Raw genomic sequence first — 14,595 nt, 5'->3', positions numbered from 1 at the left:
GATGCCGGTGCCTTTTGCGGATCTGCAACTGCAGTATCAGACCATCAAGAGCGAGATCGATGGCGCGATTGCCTCCGTCATCCGCGACAATGCGTTCATTCGCGGGTCCTATGTCGACGCGTTCGAACGGGAGTTCGCCGCTGCCGTCGACGTCAAACATTGCGTCTCCTGTGCTAACGGTACCGACGCGCTGTATCTCGCCATGGCGGCGCTGAAGGTCAAGCCAGGCGACGAGGTGATCACCACGGCGCATTCCTGGATCAGCACGTCCGCAATGATCACGCATGCCGGCGCCACCGTGGTGTTCTGCGACACCGATGGCTCGACCTTCACAATCAATCCGGCGGCGATCGAGGCCGCGATCACACCGCGCACCGTCGGCATCATCCCCGTGCATCTGTACGGGCAGCCGGCCGACATGGATGCGATCATGACTATCTCGAGCAAGTATAAGCTCTGGGTGATCGAGGACTGTGCGCAGGCGCATCTCGCGCGTTACAAGGGCCAGCAGGTAGGTACGTTCGGCGCGGCCGCGACTTATTCGTTCTACCCGGGCAAGAATCTCGGCGCGATGGGCGATGCCGGCGCCGTCGTCACGAATGACGCCGCGCTCGCCGAGCACATGACGATGCTGGCGCGGCACGGCGGTCTGGTAAAGCATCAGCATCACATCGAGGGCATCAACAGCCGGCTCGACGGCATGCAGGCGGCGATCCTCTCGGCGAAACTGCCGCATCTCGCGCAGTGGACCAAGGCGCGTCAGGACGCCGCAAAAGCCTACGATGCCGGCCTAAACCAGGTCGAGGATGTGATCGTGCCTCAGGTCGCGCCTGACCGCGCCCATGTCTATCATCTCTACACGATCAAGCATCCACGCCGCGACGCGCTGGCCGCACACCTGAACGCCAACGGCGTGCAGACCGCGATCAACTATCCGACCGCGCTGCCGTTCCTTGCCGCCTATGCGCGCCTTGGGCACTGCCCCGAACAGTTTCCGAATGCGTTTGGCGATCAGGGTCAAATTCTGTCACTGCCGATGTTCGCGGAGATCACTCCAGACCAGCAACGTATGGTAATCGACCTTGTTTGCCAGTTCGACTGAGCGGCAAGTTACGTAGCCCGAGAGCCGGCTGACGAGCTTGGTCTCGACATCGGGACGGAAGTCCTTGACCACGACATTCGGCCTTCTCGACAAGGCGCTTGAAGACGTCGAGGCCTTCGGCTCCTTCAGGTTCAGCGTCATCGCCCGCTTGGTCCGGTGCGGATTCTGGAAATCGGAACCTTTGCTCGCCGCATCTTCCATTAGCGCGTCAATCACATTGGCGTCCCAATCCGCCAGTGCCGCACGCAGGTGGGCTCGGAGCGAACGCGGGTGAGAGATCGAGCACGGTGAAACGGGAAAGGGCCTCAGAAGCGCGGAAGGCATTGAGAAACCATCTCTTTTCGGATTTTCACGGGGGTAAGCGCTGCCGTCATCTGACTTTGATCATTTGGTCCGGACTTCCAACTGCCGGTTCGATACGGCAGGACTGTGCCTCCGCCGAGGCTGGCGCCCCGTCGAGGGTGAAGCTATCTCGAGTTGTTCCGCCCGGGCCGGTTCCGAATGCGAGGGTCCGCAAAACTACGGGCTTGGCGCTGCTTCTGTCCGCGATTCCGTTTCCCGCCGTAATCGTTTCTTAAAGGAAGTTCAGAGCAAATACGGCTGGTAATTGTGCCCTTACGAGCCGATTCTGCCGTCGCCCCGGATCTTCCGATTTCGTAGCGAGGATGTACCTGCGGACAGGGTCTAGTCCATGAAGCGCAGCCATTTGCTTGCCGATGATGTTTGGGCGACCCGGTGGTTCGGCCTTGGAGACCGTGCGGCTGTGCCCGCGCCTGGTACTGGGGCCGACACACTCTATGTCGACGAAGGGGACCCTTACGCGCTGGCGGTCGAGGCTGCGAGCCCGGTCAGCGCCAGCGCTGGTTCTCCAAAACCGGTCGCATCGATCGCGCAGCTTGCCGACTACCTCATCAACGGCTTCTGGCAATACAACAATACGATCGCCCATCACTGGGCTTCCAACACCATCACCTTCAATATCAACGGCCTGAATTCGGCGGAGCAGTTCCTCGCGCTATCAGCGCTGCAGGCATGGTCTGATGTTGCCAACATCAGCTTCGTCCAGACCTCCGGCACGGCGAATATCACGTTCAGCAATTCCGGTTCGATGCAGGCCTATGCGAGCGGGAGCTGGTACGGCTCGGGCGCAATCGCGTCGATGAACATCGTCATCAGCACCGACTGGGTCACCACCGACGGCGGCGCCAACGACGGCAAGACCGGCATCGATAGCTACGCCTACCAGACCTACGTCCACGAGATCGGGCATGCGCTCGGGCTCGGCCACCAGGGGCCGTACAACGGCAGCGCGTCGTATTCGACCAATGCGATCTACGCCAACGACACCTGGCAATACTCGATCATGTCGTATTTCGGCGAGCACAATTATTCCGGGAGCTCGTACCGCTACGTGGTCACGCCGCAGATGGCTGATATCTACGCCATGGCTTCGATCTACGGAGCGGCGACCTCGACCAGGATCGGCGATACTGTCTATGGCTTCAGCAGCAATGCGGGCGCGGTCTTCAATTTCGGCAACTACACTTCGGCGCCGGCGCTGACGATCTATGACAGCGGCGGCAACGACACGCTCGATTGCTCCGGCTATTCGTCGGCCCAGACCATCGACCTGCACTCCGGCGCCTTCTCCTCGATAGGCGGCCTCGCCAACAATATCGGGATCGCGCTCAGCGCAACCATCGAGAAAGCGATTGGCGGCAGCGGCAACGACAGGCTGACGGCAAGCGACACGGGCTGTACGCTGTCGGGCAGCGGCGGCAGCGATACGCTGATGGGCGGGGCCGGTATCGACAAGCTGATCGGCGGCTCCGGCGTCGACAATCTGACCGGCGGCAGCAGCGGTGATACGTTCGTATTTCTGCTGGGCGACACATCAGCCGCCAGCGGCCAGCATGACCGCATCACCGATTTCGTTTCGGGAGCGGACCGCATCGACCTCAGCGGGTTCGACGCGATTAGCAGCACCGGCAGCTACGATCAGTTCAAGTTCCTCGCGACCGCCGCCTTCGACGGCGCGGCCGGCGAACTCAACTATTTTTATAACAGCTCCACCGGCGTCACGACTCTGCAGGGCGATACCAACGGTGACATGGTTGCTGATTTTGCGATTGATATTGCGGGCAACGTCACGATCAATACGGCCGATCTGCTCGGCATTGTTGTTGGCCCGGTCGTGATCGAAGCAGCCGGCTCGACCAGCCTGACCCAGGTCGGAAGCAACTATTATCTCTACAATGGCGGCGTAGGTCCGGAGTTGAAATATGCCGGCGGGGTCGTCTCGGCGGGTCAGTTTGCCCCGTGGGCGCCGATCGGAGCGGAGCAGACGGCAACCGGATATGAGGTGGCCTGGAAGGTCACCGGCGCCGATCGATACATAGTCTGGTATATCGACAGCAATGGCAACTACCTGTCAGATGGCGGCGCTGTGTCGGGTACGAGCCTGACGTTGGAGTCGGCCGAGAGCAGTTTCCATCAGGACTTGAACGGCGACGGGGTGATCGGCGTTCCCACCGCGATGATCGAAGCAGCCGGCTCGACCAGCCTGACCCAGGTCGGAAGCAACTATTATCTCTACAATGGCGGCGTAGGTCCGGAGTTGAAATATGCCGGCGGGGCCGTCGTGGCAGGTCAGTTTGCCCCGTGGGCGCCGATCGGAGCGGAGCAGACGGCAACCGGATATCAGGTGGCCTGGAAGGTCACCGGCGCCGATCGATACATAGTCTGGTATACCGACAGCAATGGCAACTACCTGTCAGATGGCGGCGCTGTGTCGGGTACGAGCCTGACGTTGGAGTCAGCCGAAAGCAGTTTCCATCAGGACTTGAACGGCGACGGGACCGTTGGCGTGTCCAACGTCCGGGGTGCAGCCACCCTTTCAAGTCCGGCTTTTGGTCAAGTGTGCAACGAGCCATTCTTCTTCGATCCAGCTCTCGGAATTCACTCACCTTTATCAAGCGGAAACATGGGCCAGGTTGGATTTCATGAATTTTCACAAGTGGCCTTCAACAACGAGGTAGCGACGCTTGCGAACGATCCTCACTCCGATCAAATGCGGCTGTTCGGCTCCGGTTACGATCCAGTCGTCGATCTCGGCCATGAGGGTTCGAAAGCTGTTCTTGCTGACCCCGTGGTGCATGGGTTCATCGTTCATTGACGGTGCGCGTTAGCCCGGCTGCGGTTTGAGCGGGTTACACCCACGGGCTCGTCCGCTGCGCAATTTAAAGCGAGCTTGTCGCCGTCCGCGTGTTCATGATTCTGACGTCGATCAATGGCTCTGGTAATTTTTCCGTTTGGCACCAGCTGTACTAATCAACGAGCAATTAGCGAGTACCAGGCTCAGCGAGACGCAGCAGACAACGATACGAACACCAATTAGGATTCCCCATCGGAGGCGTTCCCGCGTACGCGGATCATCGTTGATCATGTCTTTCGTCATCCAGTGCCGGATCATGCAAGCGAGATAGCTTAACCCAGAAAAGCGCACAACACTTGTGGGCCAACCACCGGTTCTCGTCCGGAGCGGGAATCGCCTATGTCTCTTCTTTTAGCTGCCGCCTCAGCCACTTTCTGGTCTTTTCACACGAAACGGTGACGTGTCGCTATAGTGCTGCGAAAGCGGCTTTGCGTCACGGGCAGAGCGATAGTAGTAAAGCTTTCGTCCAGAACCTCTCGACCGGAAAAAACAACACACCCTAGACCAAAAGGCTTGGATCTTGTTCCCTGCACAACCCAAAATCATCATACTGCTTGCGACCAAAGATGGTGGTGAATATTTGCAGGAGCAGCTCGATTCCTTACGCGCTCAGACCTATTCCAATTGGGAGTTGCAGGTCTCGGATGATGGCTCGACGGATGACACGATCCGGATTGTCAGATCATTTTCTGAGAGCGTCTCTCAACGCGTGGCCGTGCGCGATGGCCCGCGGCAGGGATTTTGGCAGAACTTTATGTCGCTGGTTCGAAATGACGAGATCGATGGTGACCTATTCGCCTATTGCGATCAGGATGACATCTGGTTTCCGGAGAAGCTTGCTAGCGCTGTGACCTGGTTCGGAACGCACGATGCGAGGCGGCCTGCCTTGTATTTCACGCGTACCGAACTCATCGGGCCAGACGGTACCTCCAGTGGACATTCACCGCTCTTCACTCGGCCGCCGGTATTCAGGAATGCGTTGGTGCAGAATATCGGCGGCGGCAACACGATGGTTTTCAATCGCGAGGCGCGGCTGAAGCTCCGCGCAACGCCGGTGGACGCAGTGTTGATTGCTCACGATTGGTGGACTTATCAGCTCGTGACCGGAGTAGGCGGAGTCGCGCATTATGATCCTTGGCCGAGCCTTAAGTACAGACAGCACGATCAGAATATCATCGGCTCGAATATCGGTGTTCGCGCTCGGACTAAGCGTTTGCTTGCGTTCCTCAACGGCCGCGTCGTGACATGGAATGACATAAATCTCGAGCGTCTCGGCCGGATGCGGGACCTGCTGACACTGGACAACGCAGCCGTTCTCCATAATTTTGCCGCAGCCCGGCGGTCGCGGCGCGTAAAGCGTCTGATCCTACTCTGGAAATCGGGCGTGTATCGACAAAACCTCATCGACAATATCGGACTTTTCCTCGCGGCTTTGCTGGGCCGACTTTAGGACGTCAGCACCTGCACGTTCTTGCGAATTGGGGAAAGGGGTTGTTGTCCGACTTCTAATTCGATGGCAGGTGACGCAACCTTTTTTGACGTTTACGAGCGAGGGGTTCGGTGGTCCGTTTAGAGGCTGTGAAATTCTAAGCCGATCATGAGCTGCGCTAAGGTTTACCCGTCCGACCACCCAAATCAGCGGTTACCTTGCTCGAAAATGCACTGATCGCCATTCCAGGGATAGCTAAAGCGCGTTCGCTTCAACATTCTGAATTCATGTTTCTGAATGCGAGTCACAACTTCATCGACGTAATCCCACCAAACGCTTTCGTACGCGCCTGGCTCGCGCCCGTCCGCGTCTTTAGAACCGCGAACGATCTCAGCAACAAACAGACCAGTTGGTTTTAGAACGCGCCGAATCTCGCTCATGACTTCCTTGAAATCGAACGCATGATCAAGGGCATTACTGAAAACTACGTCGACCGTCCCGTCTGCGAATTGCAGATGGTGAAAGTCGCCCGTAAGCACAGTTTGATTGTTGGGTCCTGGATTCAGGTCGACCCCAACGGCAAAGAAGCCGTTTTCAATGAAAACCTCGCATTCAGCGCCGTTGCGAGCTCCAAGGCAAAGAACCGTCGACCCTCGCGGGAGAGCAGACAATGCATCGATGCGCTTTGCTAAAGCACTTCGAAACTGGGTACTATACCTGCTGAGGTCCAGGGTTGCGAGCTTCGAAACCTGATGCTCGCAATACTCTTGATAATTTCGGTATTGACGCTGTCTAATACCGTCGGTCTGGTCCCAAGTCTCACTCATAAAACGCTTTTAGCCAACCAGCGGTTCAGTTTCAATACCGACCAGCTCTATTGCCGACTTGGCTGCCTCATCGCGTGTCTCCCCAATGGCGATGCGTATCGATTGGCGGCAGGATCCTTATCCGAGCGCCTGAGGAACTCGCCTGGCCCGAAAATTGGTTGGTAAGATAAAGGCGGAGGCGGCGGCCCGGAACTGATGCCGTCTTGACAATCTTGACACGTGCAGCTTTACAGCCCAAACCATTGATGATGGAGGACATTCGGTCGCGGCGGTGCTTGAACTCGCGCTCCGAATTTTTGGGTTTCTGGAGTTAGTTGGTGGTCTTACGTTTCAGGAATAGCGTTCAGGGGCTAACACGAGCGCAAACATTTCATGGCGGGCGCCACCTCTGAGGAAAGGTTCAACAGTAAGTAACCCAAGGATTTACTGTTTGTTCTGCCTCACTTCTTGCTCGGACCTATCCCGCGGTTGTACGACATCTATACCTGAGCGTTCATCGAGCAGTTGGAGCATTCGTCTTGATTCCTGGGAAGAGTAAAACAGTAACAAGCACGGCTGAGGAGCAGCCCTCCGGGTCTTCGACCAATCCCACGACTTACAATACCGCGCTCGCGCTGCCCCACCCGTTGCCGCGCACACGGTTTTACCAGGAAAAGATTCCGTTGCTGGTCGCGTTTGAGCAGTGCCTATACAAACATCTTGCCGAACAGGCAGGGTCTGGGGCTCACCACCCCCGCCCTTTCGTAGCGGCCGAGTGCGGTGTTTATAAGGGACATTCGTTGATTGCGTGCGCCCGCGTTGCGCAGGATCTCGCGGTGCCGATCAGGTTTTTTGGCCTCGACACTTTCACGGGCTTGCCGACGTTATCTGCGATCGATGCCGACCTTTCACCCCCCAAGGCAGCCTACAAGTCGCGAACGCTGTTCGCAGACGCGTCCCTCGAAGAAGTCAGGGAACGATGTGAAGCGGCCGGACTCCTCGCCTCGATTGAACTAGTCAAAGGGCTCTTCAGTGACACGTTGGTCACGTTGCCAGAGCTTCAATATGATTTCGTCAATATCGATTGTGATCTCTATGAAGGGCATATTCAGTGCCTTGAATACTTTTACGGTCGAATGAAGGAGGGCGGTACGATCTTTTTTGACGACTATCATTCCAAGGTGTTCCCGATGGCGCGTCAGGCGATCGATGCCTTTCTGAAGGATCGGCCCGAAACCCTCTTTCATGTCCGTTGGGGCGACGATGGAGAAAACCAGACAAAGGCGTTCATCTTGAAAGAGTAATTGGATTTCCTGTAATAGGGGCTCATTACAAGAATCGCTGGGGCAGATAGGCGCAATCTGCGTTGGCGCGGCTGGGGCAGAGTCCTCCCAAACGGTTGCTGCTAGGGGAACCGACGTGTTCATTCAAACCGGCCTTATTCGTAATGCCCGGGAAGCCATTGTGCTTTCCCTTCAGATTTTCTCGCGGACTATCGGTGCCAAATACCGGAAATCGTTCCTCGGCTATTTCTGGATGATCGTTCCGGTGGTCGTGATCGCCGGGGGTGTCTCCGTGGCCAAGCTGGCCGGTACGATCAACCCTGGCGCTACTGGCCTTCCTTACACCCTGTTCGTCTTCATCGGTGTCGTCATCTGGATGATTTTCGTCGAGCTTCTCGATGTTCCCTATCAGGCATTCGACAACGCCCGGTCATATCTAACCCGAGTCAATTTCCCTCGGGAAGCCATCGTGCTGGTGCAAGTCTACGAAGCGCTTGTCGGTGCTGCCGCCCGATATCTCTTTCTGTGCGCAGTCATCGCGGCGTATGGGATATTATCGTTTGGCGGTGCGCTGATTTTGCTGGCTTCGATTGTGACGTCGGTGTTGATGGGACTGGGCGTTGGAATGTTGTTGGCCCCTTTCATGATCCTGTTCGAGGATCTCCGGAATACGGTCAGGCTATTCGTTGCCTATGGTATCTTCGTCTCTGCGGCCTTCTATGCACCGCATAGCGGTGTATTTGGCCGAGTGATCCAGATCAATCCGATCTCGATTGTAATGGCGGCAGCGCGTGAAGGCGTCGAGACCGGCGACATGACGTCGGTGGCCCCGGCATTCCTCGCCGTCGTACTTGTCTCCATTCTTTTGGTTGTTGTGGGCACGATCCTGATCCGCATCGCATTGCCAATTGTGGTCGAGCGAATGCTGATTGGAGGACGGTGATGGCCTCGGAAAGCGACATCTGCATTTCTGTTCGTGGCATCTCGAAAAAATTCGCGCGATCGCTCAAGCGATCGTTTGTGTATGGCGCGGAGGATATCGCGCGGGCTGTGACCGGGCGCTCGCCCAATCCCGTGTTGCGGCCCAGCGAATTCTGGGCCTTGCAGGACATTTCTTTCGATCTTGAGCGTGGTTCTGCAATTGGAATAATTGGTCTGAACGGTAGCGGAAAAACAACACTCTTGCGGATCATCGCGGGAATTCTGCGGCCGACAAAAGGGGAGGTCTGTTTGCAGGGCCGGGTCGCACCGATGTTGGCGCTCGGAGCCGGCTTTAAGCCGTCACTGTCGGGGCGCGAGAATATCTATCTGAACATGTCAATTCTCGGCATAACTGCTGGTGAGATCAACCGGCGTTACGACTCAGTTGTCGACTTCGCTGAATTGCATAACGCGATCGAGGCGCCGTTGGGTACTTACAGCACGGGCATGCAGATGCGGCTCGGCTTTGCATGTGCAGTACACACGTCGCCCGAAATTCTGATCGTCGATGAGGTGTTGGCCGTAGGCGATGCTCCGTTCCGGATGAAATGCCGCAACCGAATCAATGAGCTTCGCAGGGCCGGGACGTCGATGCTGCTGGTATCTCACAGCGCTGTCACGATCGAGATGCTGACCGATCGATGCCTGTATCTCAAGGAAGGCAAGGAAGCGGCGCTCGGACCATCCGACGAGGTCGTTAAAGCATATGAGGCGGACTCCATCAGCGTTGCCAGGGCCGCCAATTCGAAGATTGCGGCTAAGCCCGACTCAGGAAATATCTCCACAGCGAGGGTTACCAAGAAGACAGCCATCACGGGCGCCAAATTGGAAATGCCGGGGATGAGCGATGCAGGCCATTGGCGAAGTGGAGAGCCTGGTTCACTCTCCATCTCCGTCAGGACGACCGCTTCTGAGGATGAACTCAGTATTCTTCTGGTGATTGCCGACCTAAGCCACGGCACGCCCCAAAACATTCAAGTCATAACCTCGTCAGCCGATGTTGGCACGATGCGGGCGGATGGAACCGAGGCGACGATCGAGGTTGCATTTGCTCCGGTAACCCTTCCCCCTGGGACATATAATCTCAAGATCGCGATCACGCGGGGGAACCTTCAAGATCTCGTCGATATGGTCGAAAAGCTGCGCTTGGTCGTTGTCGACAGCGGCAAGACCAAGCATTGCGCGTTCTACCAGCCGAGAGAATGGACGTTTTCAGGCGTTTCAATTGAAAACAACAGAAAAATCGATGATTTCGACGAAGCGGAAGGTCTTGAGGCCTTTTAAACCGGGCCACGCTGTACTATGAATGGCACGGACAACGAAAGATTGAAGATTCAACATGGTAATCGGTTGGATTGTACAGAGTGCCAACGTCCGGATCGCAAGCACGCGGTACCGCGTCCTTTATCCGGCACTCGCAATCGGCGAACTGGGGCACAAGAGCAGAATATATTCGAACTCGCTCGACGCTCTGCGTGACGTGCAGGAGCTCGATGCCATTGTCTTGGTAAAACGGCTTGATGCGCATTCCCTACGTCTCATCGACACCGCTGCGCTGCTTAACAAGCGTATTTTCATTGACCTGTGTGACAATACGATCGTCATCGAATATGAAAGGCAGGCATCGCACCTTCAGCGCATGTGGCTTAGTGCAGCTAGTGCGCTCGTCGACGCGGTGGTGGTCACGACCGAGGCCATGGCGAGTGCCATCCGCCCAACCATGCTTCCAGGAACGCGCTTCGAGATCATTCCGGACCAAATCGAAACAGCGGAGTCGTATGGGGCCGCCACTGCTTATCTTGATGCTAATATGATCAGGCCGTCGAAGTCTTCCATGGTGAAGCGCAGCTTGGTGTTTGCGAATCATTTTCGGAAATCTCCGGAGCAAGCGTCCAGAATCGCTTGGGACCGACTGAGGCTAGCCGCTTCGCGCAAGGAGCGGACTTTGCCTCGCACCAACGATGGCACTGCTCCCGGTCCAGCGCCTTCGGATTGTCCGGTGTTTCTTTGGTTCGGCAATCACGGCTCGCCCCACAGCAATTTCGGGATGCTTTCACTGTACCAGGTTGCTCCGGTCCTGGAGCGGCTTGCGCAAGAATATGACTTCGAAGTGTGGGTGATCAGTAACCATCAGAAGAAATACGAATCAGCGATCGCGCCGCTGAGGTTTCGGTCGCGTTATTTCGCGTGGTCGCCCTCTGTGATCTTTTCAAGTCTGAAGAGGGCTTCGGCTTGTCTGTTTCCCTCAACGGGAGATGACTTCTCTGAAACCAAATCGGCGAATCGCGTAGTCATGGCCCTTCAACATGGGGTGCCGGCGATCGCTTCACCGCTGAAAGCGCTCGAACCACTGGGCGAGGCTGTTCTTTTCGAAAATTGGGAGCACAATCTTCGACAACTTTTGACAGATCCCCAAACAGCAAAGCGATATCTCGACAAGGCTGCCCCTATTCTCGATGCGCTGTATTCGCCCAAAGCGATCGGCCAGCAATGGGACCATCTCTTGCGGTGCGTTCCCCATTCGAAGGTTACGCGCGGCAGAGCGGACGGACGCATCAAGGCAGGCATTCTGCTCGATTTGACGCAAGACCTCGACATCCTGCGCCCGCTCATCGACGCCTGGCGGAAAGATCCGCGTTTCGAGCTTAGGGTTCTCTTATCCGATACCTCGCTATCGAGGTCGCCACGAATTGTGAGGGCACTGATAGAACTTGCCGTGGTTCCGTCCGTCGTCGCACGCGAGCAGGTTCTGCTGGGCAATGACCAAAGTGTCCGCGGTCTGGACGTCTTGGTTTCCGCGTCGGAATCGACCGCGCGCGCACACCTGTTCAACCATAAGTTGACGATTGCAGCGAACGCCGATGGCGTTCGAACCTACACGTTCCAGCACGGACTGGAGAATATAGGTCTCACCTACTTCGACGAAACGCACGGCCCCGAAATCAGGTTTGCTTCCGATCGCGTGCTGACTTGGTCGGCGCCGGAGAACCTGCCGGAAGCCACCGCGGAGGAGACGCGCCGCAAGGCATTCGCTGTTGGCCGGTCGGCTGAGGTCGCACGAGTTAATGTCGACTTTCCTGAATTGTCCGGCCGTAACGTGATCGGCGTGTTCGAGAATTTGCACTGGGAGCGGTATCCGCAGTCCTACCGCGACAACTTTGTCCGGGATCTTCTGGCGGCGGCTGCCACGCGGCCGGAGTTCATATTTCTTCTCAAGCCTCATCACGCTGGGAAATACCTTGCGAGGCCTGGCAGGCTTGAGGGATATGGGCGTAACATGATCATTGCTGATCCTGACGATCCGAAGTGGGAGCCGTACACTGCAGCAGCGGTCATTCCGCACTGCAAATGTGTAATAACGACACCATCGACAGTAGCGCTGGATGCGACTGAGCTCGGCGTGCCAGTCGCAGTCGCGGCGTACGGCCTAAACCTTGATGTCTACCGCCCATTGCCCCAAATTCGGAATGGGGCGGATTGGCTCGCGTTTGCCGATTTAGCGCTGACAGAACCAGCCACTCTGATTGACCAAAATTCCATTTTCCGGGAGCGTACCCGCCTCGATGGCGACTGTATTTCGCGCGTAACGGATTTGGTTGTTGCGGATATGGCGGACGCTGGGGTAACGAAATGTCCGGACGTCGAGTTCGACAAAGTGCGCCGACTCTCTTCCGGGAGGAGTTTTGCATGATTAGAGGTCTGTTGAAAAGCGTGCGTGACGCAGTCAAACCTACCGCTAGTCTGGGCAATCCGGCCCGTGCAGTGGTCGCAGGTCCAAAGGCGGCTGGTGGCGTTGTTGATGCGGCAGCCGCGGCCAAGCAGATGATCGGCCATCCTATGCCGATACAGAAGTTTAAGCCTGTCTTGAGCAGTGCCGAGATTCGTGCGGGCCTTGCACAGCTTTCGCCGGAGCAGCCTTGGGCGCATTATTATGATCTCGGCGAAGCCGGAGAAACAATAACAGCCAGCAACGAGCGTTATTTCGGCAAAGCAAAAGGCTTGAAGATTATAGGAACGCAGGTTGTCGATTCGGTTCCCTTTGTTACGCGCCGCGGCCGGGTCGAGGGCCTTTCAGTACTCGATTTGACCAGCGCGGAAGGGCAGCACTCGATTGAGTTGGCCATGGCTGGCGCCGGCAGGGTCCTCGGCATCGAAGGTAGAAAGCTCTATGTCGATCGCTCGCGGTTTATCGCCAGATGTTTCGGTGCAAGCAACGCGAATTTTCAGCAGGGCGATGTCAGAAAGATCTCTCCAGCGGAGTTGGGCAAATTCGAACTCGTGTTGTTTTTCGGTATCCTGCATCATCTGGGGGCCGATGACTTTCTGCCGATGCTCAACCTTCTGCGCGAGGTCACCTCGGACACGTTGATGCTCTACACACACACGGCCGAAAACGGCGCCGACGTGCGGTTCGGAAAGCGCCTTTCCGAGCCGATGACGAACAAAGACGGCTATGTCGGGCGATTGTATCGCGAGCATCCGGATGGGCTCACTCCAGAGGAACTCGAGCGCAGGGTCCGTAGCTCGCTCGACAACACTTTCTCATTTTGGGCCCAGGAAGCGGAGCTTCTTCGCGCGTTGAAGGCGGTCGGCTTTCCCTATATTGCTCGGCAATTACATCCTAATCCGTTTGGCGATGCGGCCGGAGATTTCCGCGTCATGTATGTTTGCCGCGTTGATCGCGACCTTGATCTCACCGTATCAGTCTAACGCGATGAGGAGGCTTCTTGGCGTGCCCAATCCGCCAGTGCCTCAAGCCCTTTCTCCAGGGAAAAGCGCGGCTGCCAATTGAGACGCTCGCGCGCGCGCCCGATATCGGCCACGGAGTGACGGATATCGCCGATGCGGAAGTCGCCAGAGATCAAAAATCTATCCTCCGGCGCTCGGAGTGTTTTTAGCAAGAATTGCGCGGTGCCAAGGATACTTGCTGGCGTGCCGCTGCCAATATTTATCGGTGTGCTGCCTGGGGCTGCGGCGGTGCCGGCCTTCACTAACGCCTCAACTACATCGTCAACAAAGACAAAATCGCGCACGATTTCGCCGTCTTCAAAAATGTTGAGCGTTCTTCCTGCGAGGATCTGCGAGCAGAAGATCGACAGCACGCCCGTGTAGGGGTTACGCAGGCTCTGGCCTGGCCCGTACACGTTCTGAAATCTCAACAGCACCAGCTCAGTGGCCATCCCGGCAAGACCTTGCTCCAGCAGGTATTCCTGCATCAGTTTCGTGGAGCCATAGATCGAAGCCGGCGCTGGGGGCAGGCTTTCCGGCGTTGGAACCGGCCTCAAGGCTCTACCGGCGAGATCGCGTGGCACGAAATCGCCGGCCCTTAACCGTTCCTCGCGACGTGAAGCGGGGATGACCAGCGACCCGTCGTCGGTCTGGAAAGCACCCTCGCCATATACTGCACGGGAACTAGCGAGCACGACCCGGCGTGGCGGGGAGCTGCTTTGCCGCAACGCCTCGATAAGGCGGGCCGTGCCGCCGACATTGACATCGCAGTAGCGCGAAATGAGATCGTAGGATTGTCCCGTGCCGGTTTCCGCGGCGAGATGATATATAAGTGTCGGAGCGTGATCGCTGATGGCGCTTCTCAGGGCATCGCCATCGCGAATATCCGCTTTCATGCAGATCACGTTTGCCCCTTCGTCCGGAAAGGTCGCCCCTTCGCCATGGACTTGCGAGTGCAGACTGTCGAACACCACAGTCTTTTCGGCAGTCGCGCAAAGTTGGCGCACGAGCCGCGAACCGATGAAGCCGGCGCCGCCGGTCACAAGAATACG

10 protein-coding genes and 1 pseudogene are annotated in these 14,595 nt (G+C 57.1%); 8 read left to right on the top strand and 3 right to left on the bottom strand.

Annotated elements, in window-relative coordinates:
* Position 1 precedes the first annotated feature (1 nt).
* The gene (locus KJQ96_RS00955) at positions 2–1,102 is read left to right on the top strand and encodes a DegT/DnrJ/EryC1/StrS aminotransferase family protein (RefSeq protein WP_213284838.1); all 1,101 of its coding nucleotides are present in this window, start codon (positions 2–4) and stop codon (positions 1,100–1,102) included.
* Positions 1,103–1,135: 33 nt separating this feature from the next.
* Here KJQ96_RS00955 and KJQ96_RS40040 read toward each other — a convergent pair.
* Positions 1,136–1,388 (bottom strand): annotated as a pseudogene (locus tag KJQ96_RS40040) (CoA transferase); the annotation flags it as partial.
* Between the two features lie 477 nt (positions 1,389–1,865).
* On the opposite strand from KJQ96_RS40040, the gene KJQ96_RS00945 reads away from it, so the two are divergent.
* Both KJQ96_RS00945 and KJQ96_RS00940 read left to right on the top strand, forming a co-directional pair.
* The gene (locus tag KJQ96_RS00945; protein WP_213284836.1) at positions 1,866–4,277 is read left to right on the top strand and encodes a M10 family metallopeptidase C-terminal domain-containing protein; all 2,412 of its coding nucleotides are present in this window, start codon (positions 1,866–1,868) and stop codon (positions 4,275–4,277) included.
* Between the two features lie 559 nt (positions 4,278–4,836).
* Positions 4,837–5,766: a glycosyltransferase family 2 protein gene (locus KJQ96_RS00940; protein WP_213284835.1), complete on the top strand. Its 930-nt coding sequence runs from the start codon at positions 4,837–4,839 to the stop codon at positions 5,764–5,766.
* Between the two features lie 185 nt (positions 5,767–5,951).
* On the opposite strand, the gene KJQ96_RS00935 is transcribed toward KJQ96_RS00940, so the two are convergent.
* Positions 5,952–6,572, bottom strand: a complete 621-nt coding sequence (locus tag KJQ96_RS00935; RefSeq protein ID WP_213284834.1) for a class I SAM-dependent methyltransferase — start codon at positions 6,570–6,572, stop codon at positions 5,952–5,954.
* A gap of 518 nt (positions 6,573–7,090) precedes the next feature.
* Here KJQ96_RS00935 and KJQ96_RS00930 point away from each other — a divergent pair.
* From KJQ96_RS00930 to KJQ96_RS00910, 5 genes are all read left to right on the top strand, one after another.
* Positions 7,091–7,855: a TylF/MycF/NovP-related O-methyltransferase gene (locus KJQ96_RS00930; RefSeq protein WP_249733567.1), complete on the top strand. Its 765-nt coding sequence runs from the start codon at positions 7,091–7,093 to the stop codon at positions 7,853–7,855.
* Between the two features lie 115 nt (positions 7,856–7,970).
* Positions 7,971–8,777, top strand: a complete 807-nt coding sequence (locus KJQ96_RS00925) for an ABC transporter permease (protein WP_213284833.1) — start codon at positions 7,971–7,973, stop codon at positions 8,775–8,777.
* A complete protein-coding gene (locus KJQ96_RS00920) occupies positions 8,777–10,099 on the top strand; it encodes an ABC transporter ATP-binding protein (RefSeq protein WP_213284832.1) in 1,323 nt (440 codons plus the stop codon). Before KJQ96_RS00925 ends, KJQ96_RS00920 begins: the two co-directional genes overlap by 1 nt.
* Positions 10,100–10,154: 55 nt before the next feature.
* Positions 10,155–12,506 (top strand): hypothetical protein, encoded by a 2,352-nt coding sequence (locus KJQ96_RS00915; RefSeq protein WP_213284831.1) that lies wholly within the window; start codon positions 10,155–10,157, stop codon positions 12,504–12,506.
* Positions 12,503–13,525, top strand: a complete 1,023-nt coding sequence (locus KJQ96_RS00910) for a methyltransferase domain-containing protein (RefSeq protein ID WP_213284830.1) — start codon at positions 12,503–12,505, stop codon at positions 13,523–13,525. Before KJQ96_RS00915 ends, KJQ96_RS00910 begins: the two co-directional genes overlap by 4 nt.
* Here the strand turns inward: KJQ96_RS00910 and KJQ96_RS00905 are convergent.
* The gene (locus KJQ96_RS00905) at positions 13,522–14,586 is read right to left on the bottom strand and encodes an NAD-dependent epimerase/dehydratase family protein (protein WP_213284829.1); all 1,065 of its coding nucleotides are present in this window, start codon (positions 14,584–14,586) and stop codon (positions 13,522–13,524) included. The genes KJQ96_RS00910 and KJQ96_RS00905 overlap by 4 nt on opposite strands.
* Between the last annotated feature and the right edge of the window lie 9 nt (positions 14,587–14,595).

Origin of the sequence: Bradyrhizobium sp. sGM-13 (assembly GCF_018398875.1) — a bacterium.
GTDB lineage: Bacteria > Pseudomonadota > Alphaproteobacteria > Rhizobiales > Xanthobacteraceae > Bradyrhizobium.
This window is presented reverse-complemented; position numbering and strand designations above follow the sequence as displayed.

Excerpts from the sequence above, each read along its gene's own strand:
- KJQ96_RS00955 (WP_213284838.1), top strand. The coding sequence starts at position 2 with ATGCCGGTGCCTTTTGCGGATCTGCAACTGCAGTATCAGACCATCAAG.
- KJQ96_RS00910 (WP_213284830.1), top strand. The coding sequence starts at position 12,503 with ATGATTAGAGGTCTGTTGAAAAGCGTGCGTGACGCAGTCAAACCTACC.
- KJQ96_RS00920 (WP_213284832.1), top strand. The coding sequence starts at position 8,777 with ATGGCCTCGGAAAGCGACATCTGCATTTCTGTTCGTGGCATCTCGAAA.
- KJQ96_RS00935 (WP_213284834.1), bottom strand. The coding sequence starts at position 6,572 with ATGAGTGAGACTTGGGACCAGACCGACGGTATTAGACAGCGTCAATAC.
- KJQ96_RS00915 (WP_213284831.1), top strand. The coding sequence starts at position 10,155 with ATGGTAATCGGTTGGATTGTACAGAGTGCCAACGTCCGGATCGCAAGC.